General features: G+C 70.1%; 19 protein-coding genes and 1 tRNA gene. 6 read left to right on the forward strand and 14 right to left on the reverse strand.

Annotation, left to right across the window (positions count from 1 at the left end):
- Window positions 1-41 precede the first annotated feature (41 nt).
- Complete coding sequence (locus tag ACGHC0_RS02360) at window positions 42-980, reverse strand: TPM domain-containing protein (protein WP_368353833.1); 939 nt, start codon at window positions 978-980, stop codon at window positions 42-44.
- A gap of 13 nt (window positions 981-993) precedes the next feature.
- The gene (locus tag ACGHC0_RS02365; protein ID WP_013592945.1) at window positions 994-1,614 is read right to left on the reverse strand and encodes a LemA family protein; all 621 of its coding nucleotides are present in this window, start codon (window positions 1,612-1,614) and stop codon (window positions 994-996) included.
- Between the two features lie 223 nt (window positions 1,615-1,837).
- Between ACGHC0_RS02365 and ACGHC0_RS02370 the strand changes: the two genes are divergently transcribed.
- Genes ACGHC0_RS02370 through ACGHC0_RS02380 form a run of 3 tightly spaced genes read left to right on the forward strand, consistent with a single transcriptional unit; the run spans window position 1,838 to window position 3,930 of the window.
- Entirely contained in the window at window positions 1,838-2,287 is a 450-nt protein-coding gene (locus tag ACGHC0_RS02370; RefSeq protein ID WP_013592946.1) for a YybH family protein, read from the forward strand.
- Window positions 2,288-2,307: 20 nt separating this feature from the next.
- Window positions 2,308-3,372, forward strand: a complete 1,065-nt coding sequence (locus ACGHC0_RS02375) for a YheT family hydrolase (protein ID WP_415267334.1) — start codon at window positions 2,308-2,310, stop codon at window positions 3,370-3,372.
- Between the two features lie 9 nt (window positions 3,373-3,381).
- Window positions 3,382-3,930: a DUF2946 family protein gene (locus tag ACGHC0_RS02380; protein WP_415267335.1), complete on the forward strand. Its 549-nt coding sequence runs from the start codon at window positions 3,382-3,384 to the stop codon at window positions 3,928-3,930.
- A gap of 74 nt (window positions 3,931-4,004) precedes the next feature.
- Here ACGHC0_RS02380 and ACGHC0_RS02385 read toward each other — a convergent pair whose 3' ends face one another.
- The 5 genes from ACGHC0_RS02385 to ACGHC0_RS02405 all read right to left on the reverse strand — a co-directional run bounded on the left by ACGHC0_RS02385 (window position 4,005) and on the right by ACGHC0_RS02405 (window position 12,420).
- Window positions 4,005-4,895: a c-type cytochrome gene (locus tag ACGHC0_RS02385; protein ID WP_415267336.1), complete on the reverse strand. Its 891-nt coding sequence runs from the start codon at window positions 4,893-4,895 to the stop codon at window positions 4,005-4,007.
- 122 nt (window positions 4,896-5,017) lie between these two features.
- Window positions 5,018-6,142, reverse strand: coding sequence for a kelch repeat-containing protein (locus ACGHC0_RS02390; protein WP_415267337.1), 1,125 nt, complete (start codon window positions 6,140-6,142; stop codon window positions 5,018-5,020).
- A 286-nt stretch (window positions 6,143-6,428) separates the two neighbouring features.
- Window positions 6,429-7,901 carry an efflux transporter outer membrane subunit gene (locus ACGHC0_RS02395; RefSeq protein ID WP_368353838.1) on the reverse strand — a complete coding sequence of 491 codons (1,473 nt, stop codon included), beginning with the start codon at window positions 7,899-7,901 and terminating at the stop codon, window positions 6,429-6,431.
- A gap of 31 nt (window positions 7,902-7,932) precedes the next feature.
- Window positions 7,933-11,091, reverse strand: coding sequence for an efflux RND transporter permease subunit (locus ACGHC0_RS02400; protein ID WP_415267338.1), 3,159 nt, complete (start codon window positions 11,089-11,091; stop codon window positions 7,933-7,935).
- Between the two features lie 24 nt (window positions 11,092-11,115).
- Entirely contained in the window at window positions 11,116-12,420 is a 1,305-nt protein-coding gene (locus ACGHC0_RS02405) for an efflux RND transporter periplasmic adaptor subunit (RefSeq protein ID WP_368353840.1), read from the reverse strand.
- Window positions 12,421-12,621: 201 nt separating this feature from the next.
- Between ACGHC0_RS02405 and ACGHC0_RS02410 the strand changes: the two genes are divergently transcribed.
- Window positions 12,622-13,314: a TetR family transcriptional regulator gene (locus ACGHC0_RS02410; RefSeq protein WP_368353841.1), complete on the forward strand. Its 693-nt coding sequence runs from the start codon at window positions 12,622-12,624 to the stop codon at window positions 13,312-13,314.
- 28 nt (window positions 13,315-13,342) lie between these two features.
- Window positions 13,343-13,418, forward strand: a tRNA-Arg gene (locus ACGHC0_RS02415).
- Window positions 13,419-13,514: 96 nt separating this feature from the next.
- Here the strand turns inward: ACGHC0_RS02415 and ACGHC0_RS02420 are convergent.
- Window positions 13,515-13,889, reverse strand: a complete 375-nt coding sequence (locus tag ACGHC0_RS02420) for a bacteriocin (RefSeq protein WP_368353842.1) — start codon at window positions 13,887-13,889, stop codon at window positions 13,515-13,517.
- A gap of 342 nt (window positions 13,890-14,231) precedes the next feature.
- Between ACGHC0_RS02420 and ACGHC0_RS02425 the strand changes: the two genes are divergently transcribed.
- On the forward strand, window positions 14,232-14,396 hold the full coding sequence (locus ACGHC0_RS02425; RefSeq protein ID WP_368353843.1) for a hypothetical protein: 165 nt from the start codon (window positions 14,232-14,234) through the stop codon (window positions 14,394-14,396).
- A gap of 23 nt (window positions 14,397-14,419) precedes the next feature.
- Here ACGHC0_RS02425 and ACGHC0_RS02430 read toward each other — a convergent pair whose 3' ends face one another.
- The 6 genes from ACGHC0_RS02430 to ACGHC0_RS02455 form a co-directional block, all read right to left on the reverse strand.
- Window positions 14,420-14,887 carry a hypothetical protein gene (locus ACGHC0_RS02430; RefSeq protein WP_415267339.1) on the reverse strand — a complete coding sequence of 156 codons (468 nt, stop codon included), beginning with the start codon at window positions 14,885-14,887 and terminating at the stop codon, window positions 14,420-14,422.
- 89 nt (window positions 14,888-14,976) lie between these two features.
- Complete coding sequence (locus tag ACGHC0_RS02435; protein ID WP_013592957.1) at window positions 14,977-15,744, reverse strand: class II glutamine amidotransferase; 768 nt, start codon at window positions 15,742-15,744, stop codon at window positions 14,977-14,979.
- A gap of 88 nt (window positions 15,745-15,832) precedes the next feature.
- A complete protein-coding gene (locus ACGHC0_RS02440; protein WP_368353845.1) occupies window positions 15,833-17,281 on the reverse strand; it encodes a DHA2 family efflux MFS transporter permease subunit in 1,449 nt (482 codons plus the stop codon).
- 112 nt (window positions 17,282-17,393) lie between these two features.
- The gene (locus tag ACGHC0_RS02445; protein ID WP_011793588.1) at window positions 17,394-17,582 is read right to left on the reverse strand and encodes a 4-oxalocrotonate tautomerase; all 189 of its coding nucleotides are present in this window, start codon (window positions 17,580-17,582) and stop codon (window positions 17,394-17,396) included.
- Window positions 17,583-17,622: 40 nt separating this feature from the next.
- Window positions 17,623-17,937 carry a cysteine-rich CWC family protein gene (locus ACGHC0_RS02450; protein ID WP_405045315.1) on the reverse strand — a complete coding sequence of 105 codons (315 nt, stop codon included), beginning with the start codon at window positions 17,935-17,937 and terminating at the stop codon, window positions 17,623-17,625.
- Between the two features lie 28 nt (window positions 17,938-17,965).
- Window positions 17,966-19,543: a methyl-accepting chemotaxis protein gene (locus tag ACGHC0_RS02455; protein WP_415267340.1), complete on the reverse strand. Its 1,578-nt coding sequence runs from the start codon at window positions 19,541-19,543 to the stop codon at window positions 17,966-17,968.
- Window positions 19,544-19,670 lie beyond the last annotated feature (127 nt).

Genomic DNA, 19,670 nt, shown 5'->3' on the forward strand with positions numbered 1-19,670 from the left:
GTCTGGATGTGGATGGGAAAAGGGGCTTGGGGCGGAAAGGGCTACCAGTCACCCGACGCACCGCCGCCGCCGAAGTCGCCACCGCCGCCCGAACTGAAGCCACCGCTGTCGCCGCCGCCACCGCCGGAGCCACCGCTCCAGCTGCCCATGCCGATGCCGGTACCCAGGCCCGTGGAGAACCCGTCCCGCAATCCGCCGCCGCGGCCGGCCGCCACGCCGCGTCCGCCGAAGAGCCATGTATAGAGCAGCGCCACGGCGCCCGCCCCGGCGGCCAGCAGCACGCTGGCCGTGAACAGGAAGGCGAACAGGCCCGCGGCGGCGCCCATGAGGAGCCCACCCGCCCGGTTGCCGAAAAGGCCGCGGGCCATCGGGCCGCCGACCATCACCCCGAAGAACAGGAAGATCGCGAAATCGTTCCAGTCCACGCCGCGTTCGGCGCGGCCGGCCTGCGTGTTGCCCGTGGGCACCGGCAGGTTCTCTCCTGCGATACGCGCGCTGAGCTGCCCGAGCGCGGCGTCGATCCCGCCCGCGAAGTCGCCCTCGCGGAAGCGAGGCTTCATGGCGCTGTCGATGATGCGTGCGGCGGCGATGTCGGGAATCGCCCCCTCCAGGGCCTTGGCCACCTCGATGCGCATCCGGCGGTCGTCCTTCGCGACCACGACGAGCACGCCGTCGCCCACGTCCCTGCGGCCGATCTTCCAGGTATTGGCCACGCGGTTGGCGAAGGCGGCGATGTCCTCCGGCGCCGTGGAGGCCACCATGAACACCGCGATCTGCGTGCCCTGGCGCTGTTCGATGCCTGCCAGGCGGGCCTCCAGCCGCTCGCGCTCCGCGCTGCTGAGCGTGCCGGTCTCGTCGATCAGGTGGGCCGAGAGCGGTGGCACCGAGCGCAGCGCCCGCGCCGGCAGCGCGCACGCCAGCCCGAGGGCGATGCACAGCAGGGCCAGCAGGGTGCGCAAAGGTGCGGCGATGCCCGGCATGCCCGGATCCACCTCAGCGCGAAGCCGGCGCAGCTGGCGCGGCCGGTGCGGGGCGGGAGAAGTCCACCGTCGGCGGCGTGCTGATCTGCGCCTCGTTCTGCACCGTGAAGCTGGGCTTGGGTTCGTAGCTGAACACCTTGGCCGTCAGGTTGGTCGGGAAACTGCGCGCGAGCACGTTGTACTCCTGCACGGTCTGGATGTAGCGGTTGCGCGCCACGGTGATGCGGTTCTCGGTGCCTTCGAGCGTCACGCGCAGGTCGCGGAAGGCCTGGTTGGCCTGCAGCTGGGGATAGCGCTCGGCCACCACCATCAGGCGCGAGAGCGCGGAGGACAGCTCGCCCTGCGCCTGCTGGAACTTGTTGAACGCCTCGGGGTTGTTCAGCGTCTCGGGCGTCACCTGGATCGAGGTGGCCCTGGCGCGCGCCTCCACCACCTTGGTGAGCGTGTCCTGCTCGAACGCGGCCTCGCCCTTCACGGTGGCGACGATGTTGGGCACGAGGTCGGCCCGGCGCTGGTACTGGTTGAGCACTTCGCTCCAGGCGGCCTTGCTCTGCTCGTCCAGGCGCTGGAAGTCGTTGTAGCCGCAGCCCGAGAGGGCGAGCGCGGCGGCGAGGGTGGCGATGAGGCGTTTCATGGTGTGCGGGCGCCGGGCGGGATTGCGAACGTTGGGGCGACGTGCCCTTGCCGCTCCGGCGCCGGATCATTCTGCCGCAGCCGCCGGGCCTGCCGCGTCAGCGGGCGGCGCATGTGGCCGGGCGGTCGCCGCACGGGGAGGATGCGCGGCGCTGCCGAATTTCCGACAATGGCGCACTTGCCGATCCGGCCCCGCCGGGGCCCCGATGCCAGGACACTCCACGATGAGCACACGCACTCCCTACCGCGCCGCCCTGGTGGGCGGCTCCGCCGACGAGACCGAGGCCGCGTTCTACGAGGCGCTGCAGGCGGGCGACATCGACCGCCTGATGGCCTGCTGGGCGGAAGAGGACGACATCGTCTGCGTCAACCCCGGCGGGCCCCGCCTGCTGGGCGCGGGCGCCATCCGGGCCGCCTTCACCGCCATGTTCGAGCACGGCGGGCTGCGCGCCCGGCCCGCGCAGGTCCACCGCGTGCAGGCCCTGGCCAGCGCCGTGCACAGCGTGGTCGAGCATGTCGAGGTGCGGATGGAGGGCAGCATGCGCGAGGCGCTGGTCCAGTCCACCAATGTCTATCACAAGACCCCCCAAGGCTGGCGGCTGGTCGCCCACCATGCGAGCCCCGGCACCGTCCACGAGGCCGTGGCTGGCCCGGTGCCGCCGGTGCTGCACTGACCGGTCCGGAGCGCCTCGGCATGGACTATGTCGCGCCCCGGTGGCTTCCCGGCGGCCACCTGCAGACCATCTGGCCCGCGCTGGCATCGCGCCGTGCCGAGGGCGGCGCACCGGCCTACCGGCGGGAGCGATGGACCGCGCCGGACGGCGATTTCGTGGACGTGGACTTTCTGGAGTCGTCCCCCGCGGCATCGGGGTGGCCCCGGCCGCTGCTGGTGCTCTTCCACGGGCTGGAGGGCTCGTCGCGCAGCCACTATGCCGAAGCGTTCGCCGATGTGGCGCGCGCCCGCGGCTGGGACTACGCCGTGCCGCACTTCCGGGGATGCAGTGGCGAGATCAACCTCGCGCCGCGCGCCTACCACTCGGGCGACCACGAGGAAATCGACTGGATCCTGCAGCGCATGGCGCAGCGGCAGCGGCTTGGCAGCGGGCCGGCCGGACCCCGCGCGCCGCTGCTCGTGGCCGGGGTGTCGCTCGGCGGCAACGCGCTGCTGCGCTGGGCGGGCGAGCATGGGCTGGAGGCCGAGCGCAGCGCCGACGCTGTGGCAGCCATCTGCTCCCCGCTCGACCTGGCCGCGGGCGGCCGGGCCATCGGGCAAGGATTCAACCGGCTCGTCTATACGCGCATGTTCCTGCGCACCATGGTGCCCAAGGCCCTGGCCAAGTGGCGCCAGCACCCCGGCCTCTTCGACCGCGATGCCCTGCGCACGGTGCGCGACCTGCATGCCTTCGACGACCTGTTCACCGCGCCCCTGCACGGCTTCCGCGATGCGGACGACTACTGGCGCCGCGCGTCCGCCCGACCCCTGCTGGGAGCGGTGCGCATTCCGGCGCTGGCAGTGAATGCGCTCAACGACCCGTTCGTTCCGGCGGACAGCCTGCCCCGGCCCGGGCAGGCCGGCGCCCATGTGACGCTCTGGCAGCCGCCGCATGGCGGGCACGTGGGCTTCGCGTTCGGGCGCCTGCCCGGCCACGTGCGGGCCATGCCCGAAGCCGTCGCCGGGTGGCTGGCCCGGCAGGCGGGGCTTCCGGCCGCACATCCGCCGGGGCTCGCGCCTACGCCTGCGGCCGCCGCGGCGGGCTAGGATCGGCCCATGGATGACATCGTCAGGCAGGCCATTGCCAAGTGGCCCAACGTACCCGATTGCCATGGCTGGCTGGGCCTGGACGCGCGCGGACGCTGGTTCATGCGCGACGACGCCGTGCAGGCGCAGGGCCCCTTCCCCCAGGCGCGCGGCGCCGTGCTGCAGCACGACAAGCTGATCGATTTCATCCACCGCAATTACGAGCCCGATGCCCGGGGCCGCTGGTTCTTCCAGAACGGACCGCAACGCGTGTACGTGGAACTGGAAGCCACGCCCGTCGTATGGCGCATCGAAGGGGCGGGGGAGGGCGGTGGCGAGGCCGGCTTCTCCATCGTGGCGCACACCGGCCTGCGCTCGGCCGTGCAGGAGTGCCTGCTCGACGAGTCCGGGCGGCTCTACCTGTTCGACGGCCGGGTCCTCGGCCTCGTGCACACGCTCGATATGGAACTGGCCGCCCGTGCGGTGGAGCAGGGTCTCTGGACGCCCGCGGACGTGCGCGCGGACGAGCTGCCCCGGCGCTACGGCTACGTGCAGCGTCCGTCGGAGCTGCGGGACTGACCCCGGACGGAGGGGCAGATAAAAAGCCGGTCGCGCGGACCGGCTTTCATCGCCAGCGGAAAACCTGGCGCGGGTTACTTCGCGGCGTTCGCCATGTATTCGACGGTGGCGCGGATTTCCGCGTCCGATGCCTGGGTGCCGCCGCGCGGAGGCATGGCGCCCTTGCCGGCGATGGCGATGCGCGTCATGCCGTCGATGCCGTCCTTCAGGCGCTCGGCCCAGGCGGTCTTGTCGCCGAACTTGGGCGCACCGGCCACGCCGGCTGCATGGCACACCTGGCAGGCCTGCTTGTAGAGCGCTTCGCCTGCGCCGGCTGCCACCGCGGCGGCAGGTGCCGTGGCTGCGGCGGTGGGGGCCGCAGGGGCCTGTTGCGCTGCGGCCATGGGTGCTGCGGGGGCCGGGGCACCGGATGCACCTGTCGCCGCGGCCTGGGCCTGGGCCTCGGCAGGGGCGGAAGCGCCACCGGCGGCGGGGGCTGCCGGTTCGGTGAACTTGGCACCGGCCGCGTTCGCCATGTAGGCCACGCCGCGGGCGATCTCGGTGTCGTTGAAGTCCCCGCCACCCTGGGGTGCCATGGCACCCTTGCCGGCCAGCGCGGAATGCACCAGCGCCTCGAAGCCCGTCTGGATGCGCGGACCCCAGGCGGCGGCATCCCCGAACTTGGGTGCACCGGCGGCGCCCGTGGCATGGCAGGCCGCGCACTGGCCCTTGAAGACTTCCTCGCCACTGCGCAGCGGGCGGTTGGCGTCGCGCACCTCCACCATGCCCACCTTCTGGATGCGCTCGGCCAATGCGCGCTCCGGGTTGCCAGAGCCCTGCGCCGGCTTGTTGCCCGAGGTGACGTAGATCACGAGGCCGATGATGGCGAAGACGGGTACCACGAAGCAGAAGAACACCGTCCAGAGCAGCTGGCGGGGGTTCTTGATCGGGCCGGTATGCGCTTCTTCGTGGGGGGTGTCGCTCATGAGGGGGACCTCTGTGGGTATGTCTGGCGGAACCAGCGAACGATTATAGGAAGCGCCTCCCGGGCCGGCCGTTAGGGAAAACGGCCAGCCGCAACACCCTTGCGCTGGGTCAAGGAGCCCGTTCAGTGGCCCCAATAGCGGTACGGCGGCGTGTAGCGCCACACGTCGGTGTTCCAGACCTGGCCGCCGATGCCGGCCTCGCAGGCGAAGCCGAAGCCCGAGAACACGTACATCTCTCCCATCACCGTGGCCGCGCTGGTGCGCTTGATGCGCGGAAAGGTGTCGCCCTGCGGGGCGAGGCGCCGCCATGCGGCCGTGTTCAGGTCCATGCGCCACAGCGCGTTGGTGGGGTTCTGGTTGAACTGGGCGCCGCAGCCCGTGGTGCCCCCCGGCTGGTCCCCGCCGGCGAGCAGCAGGCCGTTGCCCAGCAGAGCATCCGCGCCGTGGTTCTGGGGTGGATCGACGTCCTCCCCCGGCGCGGGTGTGGCCTGCCGCCAGGCCAGTGTCCGCAGGTCGAGCGTCCAGGTGTCCCTCAGGAAAATGAAGCCGCCCTGGCCGGTGGTGGCCTCGCCGCCGTAGAGCGCGACCTGCCCGCGCCAGGGCTCGCCGGTCACGGCGCCCGAATAGCGGGATGGTGGCGAGCCCGGCGCGCCGTGGGCCGAGAGCTGGGTCCAGGTGCGCGTGGAGACATCGAAGCGCCAGAGGTCGTTGAGCGTGCGGAAGCCCGCCTCCACGCCTCCGAACACATAGAGCTGGTCGCCCGCGCGCCAGACCGTGGGCCATGCCCGCGGGCTGGGGGCTGGTGCATCGCCGGGTGCCACGCCCGCCAGCGCTTCCCAGCGTCCGGCCCGTGCGTCGTACGCCCAGACGTCGCCCAGGGGCGTGAAGTCCGACAGGTCCGCGGAGTAGCGGGCGCCTCCGAACACCACCATCCAGCCGCGTTGCGGCATCGCCACGCCGCCGGAAAAGGCGCGCGGAGAGGGCACATCGCCCGTGGGCACCAGGCGCGTCCAGCGGTTGGCATGCACGTCGTAGCGGTGCAGGTCGTTCAGGAAATCGTTGGTGCCGGCGCGGAAATCGTCCTTCACGCCGCCGAAGAGGTAGATGGCACCCCGGAGCGCCGCGGTGACCGGTGCGCTGCGCCCGGACGGGGCCCCTTCGCTGGAAAGCCGGGTCCACACGCCGTCGTCCTGCGGGCCGGGCTTCGGGCCCGCCGTGGCGGCACAGGCCGCGAGGGCACAGGCCATGCCGACGAGGCTCCTGCGGCGCAGGGCCGGCCAGGAGGCAGGCCGCGGGCTTGCGGAAGGCGGTTGGCCGGACGGGGTGGACGATGGCATGCGCATGGCTGGCTTTCTCCCTGCTGTTCTGGTGTGGTCGGGAGACGGACGGTAGCTGCGCGCTGGAAAGCTGCAAGCGGCCTTCCGGCATGCAGTGCATGCACGTCCGTTGGGATCGTGCCATCCGCCGCGCCGGACGGCATGCCCAAAGAAAAAGGCGCCCGCAGGCGCCTTGGCAGGGCGGAAGGCCGCCGCTTCAGGAGTTCGGTGCTGCCGTGCCGCTGCCCGTGGCCGGGGTTTCCTGGGCCGCCGTCCAGCCGCCGCCGAGCACCTTGTAGAGCGCGACCTGGTTCTGCAGTTGCAAGAGCCGCGTCTGCACCACCAGTTGCTCCGAGGTGAACAGCGAGCGCTGCGCGTCCAGCAGGTCGAGGTAGCTCGCCACGCCGTTGCGGTAGCGCAGGTCGGACAACTCGAAGCGCTTGGCATCGGCCGTGGCCTGCGCGCGCTGAGCGGCGAACTGCTCGCCCAGCGTGGCCTGCCCGGCGAGTGCATCCGACACTTCGCGGAAAGCCGTCTGGATCGATTTCTCGTACTGCGCCACGGCAATGTCACGGCCCACGCGCGCGGAGTCCAGCGTGGCCTGGTTGCGGCCTCCGTCGAAGATCGGCAACGCCAGCTGCGGCGCCAGCGAGAAGGCCCAGGATCCGCTCTTGAACAGGCCCGACAGTTCGTTGCTGACGGTGCCGGCGCTGGCCGTGAGCGAGATGCGCGGGAAGAACGCGGCCCGGGCCGCGCCGATGTTGGCGTTGGCGGCCACGAGCTGCTGCTCGGCCTGGCGGATGTCGGGGCGGCGCACCAGCAGGTCGGACGGCAGGCCGGCGGGCAGCGACGGCATGGCGGGCGCGTCCGCCAGGCGCGTGCGCGCATCGAGCGTGGCCGCGATGTCCTGCGGCAGCGGCTGGCCCAGCAGCAGGGCGAGCGCGTTCTCGTCCTGCAGGCGCTGGCGCTGCTGCTGCGCGAAGGTGGCGCGCGCCGCCTGCGCCAGCCCCTGGGCCTGGCTGTAGTCGAGCTCGGAGCTCACGCCGTTCTCGAGCCGCAGCTTCGTGAGCTGCACGGATTCGTCGCGCGTCTGCAGCGTGCGGCGCGAGATGTCGAGCAATTCCTCGTCGGCCAGCAGGTTGAACCAGCCGGTGGCCACGGAGGCGACCAGGCTGATCTGGGTGGCGCGGCGGGCTTCCTCCGTCGCGAAGTACTGCGCCAGGGCCTGTTCCTTGAGCGCGGCGATGCGGCCGAAGAAGTCGATCTCCCAGGCGGAAACTGCCAGGCCGACCTGGTAGTTGTTGACGTACTGGCCGGTCGTGGTGCTGGGCTGGCGCGATGCGTTCACCGCGGCGTTCACCGTGGGAAACTGCCCCGCGCGCTGGATCTGGAACTGCGCGCGGGCCTGCTCGATGTTGAGCGCGGCCACGCGCAGGTCGCGGTTGTTTTCCAGTGCCAGAGCGATCAGCCGCTGCAGCCGGGGATCGGCGAAGTACTCGCGCCAGTCGATATCCGCAGCCGCCCGGGCGCCGGCCGGCGCTGCGGCGCCTGCGGCCGGGTAGGCCGCGGGCACCGGCGCCGCCGGGCGCTCGTACGTGGGGATGAAGCTGCAGCCGGCGAGCAGCGCCGCAGCGGCGGCTGCGCAGAGGAGGGGGCGCGTGCCGGGGCGTGCGCGGGAGGTTGCTTGCATGGTGTTCTTCTCCTGCCGTTCTTGAAAGGGCTTATTCCCCATCCGTGGCATGCCGGTGCAGTTGTGCCTGGTGCGCGTCATGCTCCTGCTGGCGTTTGCTGCCCTTGAAGAAGGAGCGCACCAGCACGAAGAACACGGGCACGAAGACCACGGCCAGCACGGTGCCGGTGATCATCCCGCCGATCACGCCGGTGCCGATGGCGCGCTGGCTCGCCGAGCTCGCGCCCGAAGCGATGAACAGCGGCACCACGCCCAGGGTGAAGGCCAGCGAGGTCATCACGATGGGGCGGAAGCGCAGGTGGGCGGCTTCCAGCGCCGCCTCCAGCACGCTCTTGCCCTCGGCCTGCAGGTCCTTGGCGAACTCCACGATCAGGATGGCGTTCTTCGCCGAGAGCCCGATGATGGTCACCAGGCCGATCTGGAAGTACACGTCGTTGGACATGCCGCGCAGCAGCGTGGCGAGCAGCACCCCCAGCACGCCCAGCGGCACCACCAGCATCACCGAGAACGGGATAGACCAGCTCTCGTACAGCGCCGCCAGGCAGAGGAACACCGCCAGCAGCGAGAACGCGTACAGCACCGTGGCCTGCGAACCCGCGAGCTTTTCCTCGCGGGACTGGCCCGTCCACTCGAAGCCGAAGCCCGGAGGCAGTTTCCCGGCGAGTTTTTCCATCTCGGCCATGGCGTCACCCGTGGTGAACCCGGGGCCGGCGTCGCCCGCGATCTTCATCGCCGGATAGCCGTTGTAGCGCACGGTCTGCATGGCGCCCGTGATCCAGCGCGTGGATGCGAAAGCCGACAGCGGCACCGTCTGGCCCTGGGCGTTGAGCACCGGCAGGTCCAGCACCGATTCCGGGCGCATCCGCGCCGCGGCGTCGGCCTGCACCACCACCCGTTGCAGGCGGCCCTGGTTCGGGAAGTCGTTGATGTAGGCCGAACCCAGCGCCGTGGAGAGCGCGCTGCTGATGCTGTCGAAGCCCACGCCCAGGGCATTGGCCTTGTCGCGGTCGATGTCGATCTGCATCTGCGGCGCGTCTTCCATGCCGTCGGGGCGCACGCCCGCCAGCACCTTGCTCTGCGCGGCCATGCCCAGCATCTGGTTGCGGGCTGCGACCAGGGCGTCGTGGCCCTGGCCGGCGCGGTCCTGCAGCCGGAAGTTGAAGCCCGTGCCGGTGCCCAGTTCGGGGATGGGCGGCGGGCTCAGCGCGAAGATGAAGGCATCGCGGATGCTCGACAGCGCCATGAAGGCCCGGCCGGAAATCGCCGCCGCCGAGTGCTCGGCACCCGAGCGCTCGCTCCAGTCCTTCAGAATCACGAAGGCCAGGCCCGCGTTCTGCCCCTGGCCGGAGAAGGAGAAGCCCGCCACGGTGACGATGTTCTCGACCTCCGGCTGCTTGAGCATGAAGTCCTCGACCTGGTGCAGCACGTCGCTGGTGCGGGACTGCGCCGCGCCCGCCGGCAGCTGGATGTTGGTGATGATGTAGCCCTGGTCCTCGTTCGGCAGGAACGAGGTCGGCAGGCGCGTGTACACGAGCGCCACGGCGCCCAGCAGCACGGCGTAGATGATCATCATGCGGCCGCTGCGGCGCAGCAGCTTGCCGAGCCAGCCTTCGTAACGGTGCGTCGTGCTCTTGAAGGAGCGGTTGAACCAGCCGAAGAAGCCCTTCTTTTCCGCATGGTGCTCGGGGTCGATCGGCTTGAGCAGCGTGGCGCACAGTGCCGGCGTGAGCGACAGCGCCAGGAACGCGGAAAACGCGATCGAGGTGGCCATCGTCGCGGCGAACTGGCGGTAGATGTTGCCGGTGGAGCCGGCGAAGAACGCCAGCGGCACGAACACCGAGATCAGCACCACGGTCACGCCGATCACGGCGCCCGAGATCTGGCCCATGGCCTTGCGCGTGGCCTGCAGCGGCGGCAGCCCTTCCTCGGCCATGATCCGCTCGACGTTCTCCACCACCACGATGGCGTCGTCCACCACGATGCCGATCACCAGCACCATGCCGAACATGGTCAGCACGTTGATCGAGAAGCCCATCGCCAGCAGCGCGCCGAACGTGCCCAGCAGGGCCACGGGCACCACGATGGTCGGAATGATGGTGTAGCGGAGGTTCTGCAGGAACAGGAACATCACGATGAACACGAGCACCACGGCCTCGATCAGCGTGTGCACCACCTTCTCGATGGACACGGAGACGAACTTGGAGGTGTCATAGGGCACCACGTAGTTCACGCCCTGGGGGAAGAACTTCTTGAGTTCCTCCAGCTTGGCCCTCACCGCCTTGGCGGTCGCCAGGGCATTCGCCGACGGCGTGGGCTGCACGCCCAGGCCCACGGCCTGCTTGCCGTTGAGGCGTGCGCTGGTGCTGTAGCTCTGCGACCCCAGCTCGATGCGCGCCACGTCCTTGAGCCGCACGGCGGAGCCGTCGGTGTTGGCGCGCAGCACCACGTTGCCGAACTGCTCGGCGTTGTTGAGCTGCCCCTTCACGACGATGGTCGCCGACACCGGCTGGCCCTGTTCGGCGGGCAGGTCGCCCAGGTTGCCGGCCGACACCTGCACGTTCTGCGCGCGGATGGCGGCGTTCACCTGGTCGAGCGACAGGTTGAAGCCCTTGAGCTTGGCCGGGTCCACCCAGATACGCATGGCGCGCTCGGCGCCGAACTGCGTGAGCGTGCCCACGCCGGCCACGCGCTGCAGTTCGGGCACGACGTTGCGGGCCGCATAGTCGTTCAGCGCCTCGATGCTCACGTCGGGGTTCTCGGTCGTGAGCATGGCGAACATCAGGAAGTTCGAGCGCGACTGCTCCACGCGCACGCCCTGCTGCGTCACCGCGGAGGGCAGCCGCGGCGTGGCGCGCGAGAGGCGGTTCTGCACGTCCACCTGCGCCAGGTCGGCATTGGTGCCGGGCTCGAAGCTCAGAACGATCGTGCCCGTGCCGTTGGCCTGGCTGGTCGTCTCGACGTAGGCCAGGCCCGAGGCGCCGTTCATCTCGCGCTCGATGACCGCGAGCACGCTGTCCTCCAGCGTCTGGGCGTTGGCGCCGGGGTAGGCCACCGACACCTGGATGGTCGGCGGCGCCACGGCCGGATACTGCGCGATGGGCAGTTTGGCGATGGAGATTCCCCCCACCACCATGATGAAGATTGTGATGACCCATGCAAAGATGGGCCGTTCGATAAAGAACTTGGCCATGTGCCGCGCTCCGTGTTCTGGGGGTTACTGCTTCGCGGGGGCAGAGGCGCCGGAGGCGGAGGCCTGGGCAGCGGAGGCCCCGGCGGCGGGCGCCGACGCGCCGCCAGCGGGAGCTCCGCCTGCCGCCTGCCAGGGCACCGGCTGCACCACGATCGGGTCGCCCGGCTTGCCGCGCGGCAGCTTCTGGAAGCCGTCCACCATGACCTTCTCGCCGGCCTTCAGGCCATCCAGCACGACCCAGTTGGTGCCCTGGGCCGGGCCAAGCTTCACGGGCCGCGGCGCCAGGTGGTTGTCCGGGCCCACGACCATCACGGTATCGCCCTTGGCGGAGCGCGTCACGGCCTGCTGGGGCAGCAGCACGCCGTTGTCCACCTGGGCCTGCTCCAGGCGCACGCGCACGTACAGGCCTGGCAGCAGCTGGCGTTCGGGATTGGGCACTTCGGCGCGCAGGGTGACCTGGCCGCTGGTGGGGTCCACCGACAGGTCGGTGAAGAGCAGCTTGCCCGTCTGCGGATGCACGCTGCCGTCTTCCATGACCACGCTCACCGATGCGGCGCCCTTGGAGGCCTGCTTGTACTTGCCGCTCGCGAGGCCGGCCTTGAGCTTCAGTGCGTCCGAGGCGGACTGGGTGAAGTTGACGTAGAGCGGGTCGATCTGCTGGATCACCGCGAGCTGCGTGGCCTCGCCCTGGCCCACCAGCGCACCTTCGGTGACGAGCGCGCGGCCGATGCGGCCAGAGATGGGGGCCGTCACGGCCGCGTAGCCCAGGTTGATGCGGGCCGTGGTGACGGACGCACGCGCAGCGGCCAGGTTGGCCTCGGCCGTCTTCTGGGACGCCACCGCGTTGTCGTATTCCTGCCGGCTCACGGCATTCACGGCCACCAGCGGCTTGTAGCGCTCGGCCAGAGCGCGGGCCTGGGCCACATTGGCCTCGGCCTGCGCGACGCTCGCCTGGGCGCTTTCCAGCGAGGCGCGGTAGGGCGCGTCGTCGATCGCGAACAGGCGCTGGCCCGCCTTGACATCGCTGCCTTCGGTGAACAGCCGCTTTTGCAGGATGCCGGCCGCACGGGCGCGGACCTGGGCCACCCGCGACGCTTCCAGCCGGCCTGGAAGCTCCGTCACCAGGCCCACATCGCCCGGCGATACGGTCACCACGCCCACCTGCGGCGGCGGGGGCGTGCCGCCCTGGCCCTGCTGGGCGGAGTCGCCCGATTTCCCGCAGGCCGCGAGGGTGGCTGCGGCGAGCAGGGCCAGGCAGAAAAGCCCTGACCGCGCTGTGCGGCGGAGCGGGGCGGCGGAGACAGCAGGTTCGACACTCAAGCGGTACATGGAAGTCCTTCCGGATCGGCGCAAGGGAAAAGGCTTCCACATGGCCTTGAGCGATGTCAAAACCATGCGGCGGCCCTTGAATTTCGGCGGGATTATACATACAAACATGAATGTATAATTGCGGAATGCTGCTTCGCGAAGCGCGGGTCGAGATGTCCGCCCTTCGCCGCCAGCCCGTGCAGAATCAAGGAGACTCCCCACATGGCCCGACGTACCAAGGAAGATGCGGTCGCCACCCGCAACAGCCTGTTGGATGCTGCAGAACATGTTTTCTATCAGAAGGGGGTTTCGAACGCATCCCTGAACGACATCGCCCAGGCCGCGGGCGCCACGCGCGGTGCCATCTACTGGCATTTCAAGGACAAGGTGGACCTGTTCAACGCCATGATGGAGCGTGCGACGCTGCCGCTGGAGTGCGCGAGCGGCGGGTGCGCGGACCATGGCCGCATGCCTCCGCTGCAGCGCCTGCGGGCGGCGATCGACTTCGTGTTGCGCAGCCTGGAAAAAGACGAGTCCGTGCGCCGCGTGTTCGAGATCGCGATGTTCCGGGTGGAATACGTGGGCGAGCTGTCCGCCGTGCGGGACCGCCACGTCGAGGCCAGCCTGGAGTTTCGCCGGCAGTTCGCCACTGAACTGGCCCTGGCGGCGAGCGACCAGGCCGTGGAGCTGCCATCCCCGGTCGAGGTGGCGGCCGAAGGGCTGCAGGCGCTGTTCGACGGCCTGATGCAGGTCTGGCTGCTGGGCGGCGCCACCTTCGGCCTGGCGGACACCGGTCGTGCCGCGGTGGACGCCTATCTGCGCGGCCTGGGCTTCGACGTGTCGGCCGGCTTCGATCCGCTGCCTTCGGGCATCCCCTGGAAGATTTGCCAGGGGGGGCGCAACGCCGTGCCATAATCCCCGCCTGGGCCGCAAGGGCCCGCACGCGGCTGTAGCTCAGTGGATAGAGTATTGGCCTCCGAAGCCAAGGGTCGTGGGTTCGATCCCCGCCAGCCGCGCCAGATTCCCCGTTTTCATTCCCCCCTCGCCACGAACGTCCGGACCCTGTCCGGAGGGTGTTCCCGTGCCAGGGCGCCCGGGCGCACCCCTGGCGATGGTTACCGCTGACCGCCGGACGGGGGTTCCGCCCCTGCGTGCCGCGGAGTGTCGCGCGGTTCCGTGGCGACGGCCTTGCTGGCGGCAGCGCCACCTACTGCACCGGCCACGCCTCCCACGGCCACGCCGACCACCACGCCGATCGGTCCGGCCACGGCGCCGCCGACTGCTGCGCCCGTCGCGGCTCCCGCCATGACGCCGCCCCCTGCCAGTACGGAGCCGGCTTCGCGCTCGGCCTCCTCGGGCGTGAGGGGGACCTGCGCCGCAGGCCGCGGATCCTGCGACGGCACACCATAGCCTGGCCGGTGCTCCACGGGAATGCCGTCTGCGGAGGGGCCGACGCTGGTCGGCGGGGGCGTGGTCTTGTCGGGTTGCATGGCTTGCTCCTTGTGGTCGATGGATCGGATGGTCACTGCGGGCTTGTGCCCGCTGGAACCGTTGTATCGCCCCATGCCGACCCCGCCGCGACGGCCTGGAGGTCGAAGCCGTGTCAGCGAATGCGCAGTGCCTGTCCTACACGGATCGAGCGTCTTGACTTGCATCAATTCATCCGGGGTGCAGTGCAGGTTCCGCGTGCTTCCCGGCCTGTGGCCGCGGGTGGCGTGGGGCCGGCACCGCCGTGGGCGTTGTCGGGTCGGCGGATGCGCCCCCGTCCGACGGGCGGGGCGCCGGCTCCGATGCGCCAATGGGGTTCCATCCCCAGAAAGACGGAGGTCGCCATGTCCAAGTCCCATCGCCATTGCTCCGACGCCGCCGCGGGCCGCATCGCCGCGAAGCCCCGGGAGATCAAGCGGCGCCGGCAGCGCGAGGCCATGCTGCGGCCGGGAAGCCCGTCACCCTGCTTCCCCGATCCCGAGCCCCCGGTGTGGAAACCGCTGGGCTGAGGTGCGGGACGGCGCCAGGGGATTCAGCGGGACGGCTCGAAGCCGTCGTCCTCTCCCGCCATGGGGAGGTACATGCGCACCCAGGGTCCGCTGCCCGGCAGCATCTTCCAGCGATGGCCGGCGCCGCCCGTGTCTTCCGCCAGCAGCACGGTGCCGGGCGCCAGGCGGAAAGTGGAGCCGTCGCCGACCTGGAATTCGAGTTCGCCCTGGAGGGTGACCACGTACTGGCGGCGCGGCGCGGGATGCACGTCCTGCTCCCAGGCTTCCACCGAATCGCTGAGCCAGAACTCCCGGGCAGGCATCTTGCGCAGGGTCGCAACGGTGCCTTTCACGAAAGCCACGCGGTGGTCGGGGGTGTCGTAGAGCTTGATGGCGGGAATGCGCCCGGGCTGCTCGCTGGCGGCGAACACGGTGGCCGGCAGCGTGGCACTCGCGAGGATCAGGGCGAGGAGGGCGGGAGAGGCGTCATGGAAGCGGGGGCGCAATGGCATGGGTGTGGACCGGTTCGGTGGCATGGGGGCGGAAACCGCCTGGTCCGGTAGGTGCCACCCAGCGCCGCCCGGGTTGCCGCAGCCCGCAATCAGAATGCCTGGCAGGCGCCGTCCACGAACACCTTGAGTTCACCGCTTCGGAACGGCGTCCATACTTCGTCGCTGGTCAGGGGCGCGGTCACCACCACGGCCACCCGGTCGTGCGGGGTGGTGTGGGCCGAGAAATCCACACTCAGGTCCTCGTCGCACAGGCAGGCCTGCGAGAACGGATGCCGGCGCTCGATGTAGCAGAGGTGGGTGGACGCATGGGCCCAGAGGGCCTGCCCGTTGGACAGCAGGAAGTTGAAGGTGCCGTGCGGCGCGATGCGCGCCGCGAGTTCACGCAGGGTGAGGGTGAGTTCCTGCACGCTGGGCACGTCGGCATGGGATTTGGAAAGCTCCTGCATGATCCAGCAGAACGCATGCTCGCTGTCGGTGGCGCCGACGGGATGGAAGTGCGAATGCAGGCGGGGGCGGAAGTCCTTCAGGTCGCCGTTGTGCGCGAACACCCAGTAGCGGCCCCAGAGTTCACGCACGAACGGGTGGCAGTTCTGCAGGGTCACGCTGCCCTGCGTGGCCTTGCGGATATGCGCGATGACGTTGCGGCTGCGGATGGGATAGCGGCGTATCAGTTCCGCGATCGGTGAATCCACGGCCCGTTCGTGGTCCACGAAATGGCGCAGGCCCTTGTCCTCGAAGAAGGCGATGCCCCAGCCGTCGGAGTGGTCGCCCGTTTTGCCGCCGCGCTGCGCGAACCCCGTGAAGCTGAAGGTCACGTCGGTGGGCGTGTTGGCGTTCATTCCGAGCAGCTGGCACATGGTCGATGGAGGGGGCAGAGAAATATTCGTGGGAGCTGCTGCCTGGCGCCGGGCCCCGCGGCGCGGGACCTGTGCCGCCAGGCGGTGGTCAGCCTTCGCGCGGCGGGCGCAATTGCCAGGCAGCCACCAGGGCCAGCAGGCACAGCCCGGTGAGCAGCAGGAAGGTTTCCCCGAAGGCAGCGATGCGTTCCGGGCTGCTGACCGCATTCTGCAGCGAATCGCCGTGCGCGGCGATGCGCCATTCGAGCACGATGCCGCACAGGCTTACCCCGGCCGCGCCGCCGAGCATGCGCACGAAGCTGATGGCGCTCGACCCCTGCGCGATGAGCGGCTTGGGCAGCGGCCGCATCGCGCCCAGGTTGAGGGACGGCAGGATGAAGCCCAGGCCGATGCGGCCCAGCACCGCGAAGGCCACCAGCAGCCACAGGGCCGTGTGCAGGCCCGCGAACGCCATCAGTCCGAAGGACAGCGCCAGCAGCGCCAGCCCGATGCCCACGAGCAGGTGCGTGGGCTGGCGGTCGGCCATGCGCCCGACCAGGGGGATGGTGATCGCCAGCATGATGCCCGCCGGCAGCATCAGCGTGCCGACGTGCGATGCCGACATCTGCAGGCCCAGTTGCAGGAACACCGGCAGCAGGTAGGTGGATCCGAAAAGCGCGGTGCCGTAGATGAACGCCACGATGCTGCCCATGGCGAACTGCCGCACCTCGAACAGCCGCAGGTCCATCAGCGGCTTGCCCTGGCCTGCCAGCATGCGGCGTTCCCAGGCGATGAACGCGGCCAGGGCGGCGAGGGCGGCCAGGAGCAGCACGGCCGACACGAATGCGGGACCGTCACGCAGCGATACCAGCCCGTTGAGCAGGCACAGCGTGCCTACCGCGCCGAGCAGCAGCCCGGCCCAGTCGAGCGAGGCGCCGGCACGGTCCGCGGCCACGCCGCCGGGGCTGCTCACGGGCACGTATTTGTAGGCGAGGACGAGGGAGGCGATGCAGAACGGCACCACCATGAAGAAGATCGAGCGCCAGCCGAACCAGTCCACGAGCAGCCCGCCGACGCTCGGGCCGATGGCGGGAGCCAGCACCACGCCCATGCCGAAGATGCCGCTGGCGCGGCCCTGTTCGTGCGGCTGGAAGGCATGCAGGATGATCACCGCAGGGATGGGCTGCACCACGCCGGCCGCCAGCCCCTCGAGCACGCGGGCCAGGAGCACCCATTCGTACTGGCCGGCGACGCCGCCGCCGATGCCGCCCGCCAGCAGCAGGACCATGGCCCCTGCATACGTGGCCCGGTAGCCGTAGCGCGCCAGCAGCCAGGGCGTGGTGAGCATGGCCACCGTGGTGGCCACCATGAAGCCGGAGGTGACCCACTGGGCCCGTGCCTGCCCCAGCGTGAAATGGTGGCTCATGTCCGGGATCGCCACGTTCACGATGGTGGAGGACATGATCGACGCCATCGTGCCGACCATGACCGAGAGCAGCAGCAGCCACCGGTAGCGCTCGCCGTACCGCTCGCGCAGCAGGGCGGCGGAGCCCGTCATGCCATGCCTCGGAACGGGGCTGGCTGGCGCACCCCGGTGCGCGGCAGGCACGGCCTGCGCCAGCAGACGCCGCGCAAGGGCCGCCCCGCGGCGCAGCCGCTCAGGGGGACGCTCACTGTCTTTCGGACCAGAGCTTGCCGCCCGTAGCCCAGTTCTCGCGCTTCACGTCGGTGATGAGGATGTCCACAGATTCGGGCGAGCCGCCGAGGATCTCGACGGAGACGCGGGTGATTTCCTCCACGAGCTTTTTCTTCTGCTCGACGGTGCGGCCTTCCATCATTTCGATGTGGTACGTGGGCATGGGGGGATTCCTTTGAATGGCGAAGACAACAGTCCGCCGATCATATCGGCGGCATGGCCGCGGCGGCGTCCCGGGATGCTCCTGCGCCAGCCGCGCAGCGAGGGCAGAGGCAGGCCATGCCGCGTGCTGCGGCCGGCACGGCGGCCAGGGCAGCGGGATGCACCAGGGTGGCCATGCACCAGCAGCTGTCTGCCGGCTGACCGGCCTCGATGGCGCATTGGTTGCTCTGGCCGCACAGGGGGCAGAGGGCAGGGTCCGGAAGCGGGGCGGCGTCGGGCATGCGGCCAGTGTAGGCCCCCCCAAGCAAAAGCGCCCATCGCCATCGATAGCGCGGCAAGGGGCTCTTCTGGAACATCCGCCCGCTGCCCGGAGCGGGTGGGATCTCAGGCCGCCAGGCGTGGCAGTGCCGTTCCCGCTTCGGCCAGGCGGAAGACCGCCACCGCCTGCACCAGGTGCGAAGCCTGTGCCTCCAGCGAGCCGGTGGCGGCCGCCGCTTCCTCCACCAGCGCGGCGTTCTGCTGGGTGACCTGGTCCATTTGCGCGATGGCACGGTTCACCTGTTCCAGCCCGCTGGTCTGTTCCTGGCTGGCGGCGCTGATTTCGGCCACGATGTCGGTCACGCGGCGCACGCCGTTCACCACGTCGCGGATCACGGTGCCTGCCTCTTCCACCAGCCGGTTGCCCGCGTCCACCTGCGTGACGGAGTCGTCGATGAGCGCCTTGATTTCCTTCGCGGCGGTGGCGCTGCGCTGCGCCAGCGTGCGCACCTCGCTGGCCACGACGGCGAAGCCGCGGCCCTGCTCGCCGGCCCGCGCGGCCTCGACGGCGGCGTTGAGCGCCAGGATGTTGGTCTGGAAGGCGATGGAGTCGATCACGCCGGTGATGTCCACGATCTTGCGCGAAGCACTGTGGATGCCGCCCATTGTCGTTACCACGTTGCCGACCACCTGGCCGCCGCGCACCGCCATATCGGACGCGGAGCGCGCCAGCTGGTCGGCCTGCGCGGCGTTGTCCGCGTTCTGCCGCACCGTGGCGGTCATCTGTTCCATCGACGCGGCGGTCTGCTGCAGGGCGCTGGCCTGCTCTTCGGTGCGGCTGGACAGGTCCAGGTTGCCGGTGGCGATTTCGCTGGACGCGAGGGCGATGCCGTCCGCGCCGCGACGCACCTGGCCGACCGTGTCACGCAGTTGCGTGGCCATGGCGTCCAGTGCGCGCAGCAACTGGCCCATCTCGTCGCGCGCCGTGCTGGCGGAGCGCACCGTCAGGTCGCCGCCGGCCACGGACTCCGCCACCGACACGGCGCGGTGCAGGGGGCGCGTCACGCTGCGCGTGATGCCCAGTGCCAGCGCCGCGGCCGCGGCGGTGGCCAGCAGGCCGAGCAGGACCAGCGCATTGCGGCCGCTTTCGTAATTGCGCTGCACCGAGGCGGCGGCTTCGTTGATCTGCTTGCGCTGGAAGTCCAGCAAGGCCTGGAGCGCATCCAGGTAGCCCTTGCCGGACGGCGTGAACTCGGTGTCCAGGATGCGCTGGGCATCGTCCGACCGGCCCTCCGCCTTGGCCTTGTAGATCGCATCGCGTGCGTCGACGAACTGCTTGCGCAGCACGCCGGCCCGGTCGAAGAGAGCCTGCTCTTCAGGGCCGGAGATGAGCTGGGCCAGTTGCTGCTGCTGCTCCGTCGATTGGCGGGAGGCCGCCGCGTTCTCCTGCGTGAACCGGCCGGCCAGGGCCGCGTCGCTGCTGCGCGCGACCAGGGCATGGCGCGACACGTTGCTGTAGATGGTGCGGTACCAGTCCGAGATCAGGCGTTCCTTCGCCAGGGGCAGGTTCATCATCGCGGCGGTGTCCTGCGCGACGGACTGCAGCCGCCACGTGCCGACGGCCAGCATGCCGACGATGAAAAACGTCAGCAGGCCGAAGGCCAGCGCCAGACGCTTTCCAATGGATAAATCTTGGAATTTCATGATTTATGTCAGGGTAAACCCTGATTGTAACTTGATGTTTATTCCGGGTTGTGCGATGACTCCAGGGTGCCCTTCGGCGGGGGACGGCTTTTCACCATGAAAAAAGGCACCCTCTCGGGTGCCTTCG

The organism is Acidovorax sacchari, assembly GCF_042847045.1.
GTDB lineage: Bacteria > Pseudomonadota > Gammaproteobacteria > Burkholderiales > Burkholderiaceae_C > Paracidovorax > Paracidovorax sacchari.